Annotated in this window: 2 protein-coding genes; both read left to right on the forward strand. The window is 42.0% G+C overall.

Annotation, left to right across the window (positions count from 1 at the left end; all coding sequences use genetic code 11):
* Positions 1-413 precede the first annotated feature (413 nt).
* On the forward strand, positions 414-2,189 hold the full coding sequence (gene aspS / locus Q7J27_00465; GenBank protein ID MDO9527613.1) for an aspartate--tRNA ligase: 1,776 nt from the start codon (positions 414-416) through the stop codon (positions 2,187-2,189).
* Positions 2,190-2,691: 502 nt separating this feature from the next.
* Positions 2,692-3,138: a LysM peptidoglycan-binding domain-containing protein gene (locus Q7J27_00470; protein ID MDO9527614.1), complete on the forward strand. Its 447-nt coding sequence runs from the start codon at positions 2,692-2,694 to the stop codon at positions 3,136-3,138.
* Positions 3,139-3,460 lie beyond the last annotated feature (322 nt).

Here is a 3,460-nt window from a genome sequence, read left to right on the forward strand (position 1 = left end):
CTTGATAATATAGAGGAAGCGATAAGCAAAATAATAAATCCTGAAATAGACCCTGAATCAAGTTCAGGGTGACATCTTCAGGGTATGGTTCAGGGTGACATCTTCCCCCTTTTGTCATTCTGAACTCGTTTCAGAATCTCAATTGTTTCAGCATCTAATTAATTCAGCAAGTTAGAGACCCTGAATGATCCTGAAACAAGTTCAGGACATGATTTTGGGTGACAAAAAAAGATTTTTTACGAGTCCATCAAAGAATGACAAGTTCGTAAAAAGTCGGATTTCGTTCTTCTCTGTCATTCCCGCGTAGGCGGGAATCCAGTTATTGTAAGGTGTTATAGACTCCCGCCTGCGCGGGAGTGACAAGATTTGGACTTTTGCGAATACGTCAAAGAATAAGAAGAGGTAAACATATTTTGTCTGATTTCATAACTGTCAACAAAAGAACGCATTATTGTGGTAATCTCGGTCCTTCCGATACGGGGAAAGAAGTGGTCCTGATGGGATGGGTGCACAGAAGAAGGGATCACGGAGGTGTGATATTCGTGGATTTAAGGGACAGAGAAGGCCTGGCACAGGTTGTTTTCAACCCTGAAGTAAGTCCCAAATTCCACAAAGAGGCCCACAGGATAAGGAGTGAATTTGTCCTCGCTGTAAAAGGTAAGGTACGGCCCAGACCGGAAGGAATGGTTAATCCGGATTTGAAAACCGGTGGTATCGAAGTGATGGTCGATGAGCTGGAAATATTCAACGAATCAAAAACTCCGCCTTTTGTTCTTGATGCTGATGTCGATATCTCCGAAAATCTTCGCCTTAAATACAGATACCTCGATTTGAGACGGCCCAAGATTCAACAAAAATTAATACTCAGAAACAAGGTCGCTGCTGAAACAAGAAACTACTTGCAGAAAGAGGGTTTTATAGAAATTGAAACTCCTTTCCTGACAAAAAGCACTCCCGAAGGTGCACGTGATTATCTTGTCCCAAGCAGGATAAATCATGGAATGTTCTATGCGCTCCCCCAATCACCACAGCTTTTTAAACAACTGCTTATGGTCTCCGGCTTTGACAAGTATTACCAGATTGTGAGGTGCTTTCGTGATGAAGACCTCAGGGCGGATCGCCAGCCTGAATTCACACAGATCGATATAGAAATGTCCTTCATATCAGAGGAAGATATTATAAGAACGATGGAAGGCCTTATGTCTCATCTATTTAAAACGTGCATCAACAAAGAAGTTATGGTTCCATTCACGAGGATGACCTATGATGAAGCCATGGCTCGATATGGAAAGGATAATCCGGACACAAGGTTCTCACTGGAACTTAGAGATCTGACCGGAATAGTAAAGGATTCGGGTTTTCAGGTTTTCAGGGAAGTGTCCGATCGCGGCGGAGTTATAAAGGCAATAAAAGTAGACGATGGGAAACCCCTTTCCAGAAAAGATCTTGATAGTCTGACAGATTATGTCAGCACTTATGGTGCAAAGGGTATCGCCTGGGCAAGGGTAAACGCCGACGGGTGGACGTCTCCGATATTCAAATTCTTAAAACCTGCGGAAATTGAACAGATAAACAAGAAAATGGAGGCAATCCCGGGTAATGTAATCCTTTTTGTTGCCGATTCGCCAGGGATTGTGAACGATTCTCTAAGTAGTCTGAGGATCCATCTTGCCAAAAAATTAGGATTGATTGATCATGAAGTATTCGCTTTTACCTGGATTACCAGGTTTCCCATGTTTGAATACGGCGAGCAAGAAAAGAGGTTTGCAGCAAAACACCATCCTTTCACCTCTCCGCTAACAGAAGATATACCTCTCCTGAAAACAGATCCCGGGAAGGTCAAGGCCAGAGCCTATGATCTTGTTCTGAACGGAACCGAGATAGGGGGAGGAAGCATACGAATACACCAGAAGGAAATCCAGGCGGAAGTTTTTAATGTTCTTGGACTGAAAGAAGATGAAGTAAGGATGAAATTCGGTTTTTTTCTGGATGCCCTTGAATACGGCACACCTCCTCACGGGGGTATAGCCTTCGGTTTTGACAGGATGATTATGCTGATGACCGGCGCCGAGTCTATCCGGGATGTTATAGCATTCCCTAAAACTCAGAAAGCAACCTGCCCTCTTACAGATGCCCCGGGGAAGATCAGCATAGAACAATTGATGGAACTTTCATTAAAAATAGTATGATTAGCGGTCAGCTATCGGCTTTCAAGAAAAATAATGTGTTTCCTCATCCTGTTGACAGAAGTTTGCTGACCGCTAATTAATGACAAGTTCGCAAAAAGTCCTTTTTTGTCACCCAAAATCATGTCCTGAACTTGTTTCAGGATCATTCAGGGTCTCTAACTTGCTGAAATAATTAGATGCTGAAACAAGTGAGATCCTGAAACGAGTTCAGGACGACAAATGGTGCAGTTTATGACTTTTTACGAGTGCATCAATTAATCCCCTTCCCCAAAATTGACATTGACCCTTCCAATACAGTAGGACAGGCGTCCCGCCTGTCCATAATGGTGAATCGCTTAGACAGCCGAGACGGCTGTCCTACGGGACGGGGAGGACAGTCTTTATTTTCAATGTCTATTTTTGGGCACTTCTTTTTTATTGACAAAAAGTTATGATACTTGTACCCTTTTGAGAAGTTAAGAAAAAACTGTTCCTGATTTATATAAAGAGGAGGTAAACAGGTATGACACGCGACAATTTATTAAACGCTTTGGTTATTATGTTTGTTCTATTGGGGTTCCTCTTTTCCGGATGTGCCAAAAAACCGGCAGAAACTGCTGTAGGCAAGGAAGAATCCGCTGTTAAGCTTGAAGAAGGAAAATCCGTTCTTAAAGAAACATTAGTTGCAGTGGAAGAAGTATCCTACGCTGACCGCCACGTAGTAAAGAGAGGTGAATGTCTCTGGTGGATCGCCAAGTACAAAGACATCTATAATGATCCCTTCCAGTGGCCCATAATCTATGACGCCAACAGTAACCTGATTAATGATCCAGATTTAATATATCCCGGTCAGATTTTCTCTATTCCCAGAAAAGGATACACCATTGAAGAGGTCAAAGAAGCAAGAAAAAGAGCCGGTGCACCAAGACCTTATGCACCTCCTCAAAAAGCATTTGTCTTAACTGAGTGAAACTAAATTTTAGAAATTGAACTACGGAGGAGGGTGCAGGTTATTTCCAGCACCCTCTTTTTTTTATTCCGCATAAGATTACAGAGAGCTTGAAATGGTAAAATCGGATATGTTTTTGGATCTTGGATTCGGGTGACATTTTTTCTTGACATTTTTATTTAATAGGATAAATCGAACAGTTAAACTTGCGTTTGGGATCTGTAGGCTCACATCAGCCTAATTTTACCTAAAATACCAGATCACATCGCATAAAATCAAGCACTTATGATTTTTCACTTGGTGTTCACCTTCAAAACGTGTAGGCACACGAATATGATTATTT

Source organism: Syntrophales bacterium (assembly GCA_030655775.1).
Lineage (GTDB): Bacteria > Desulfobacterota > Syntrophia > Syntrophales > JADFWA01 > JAUSPI01.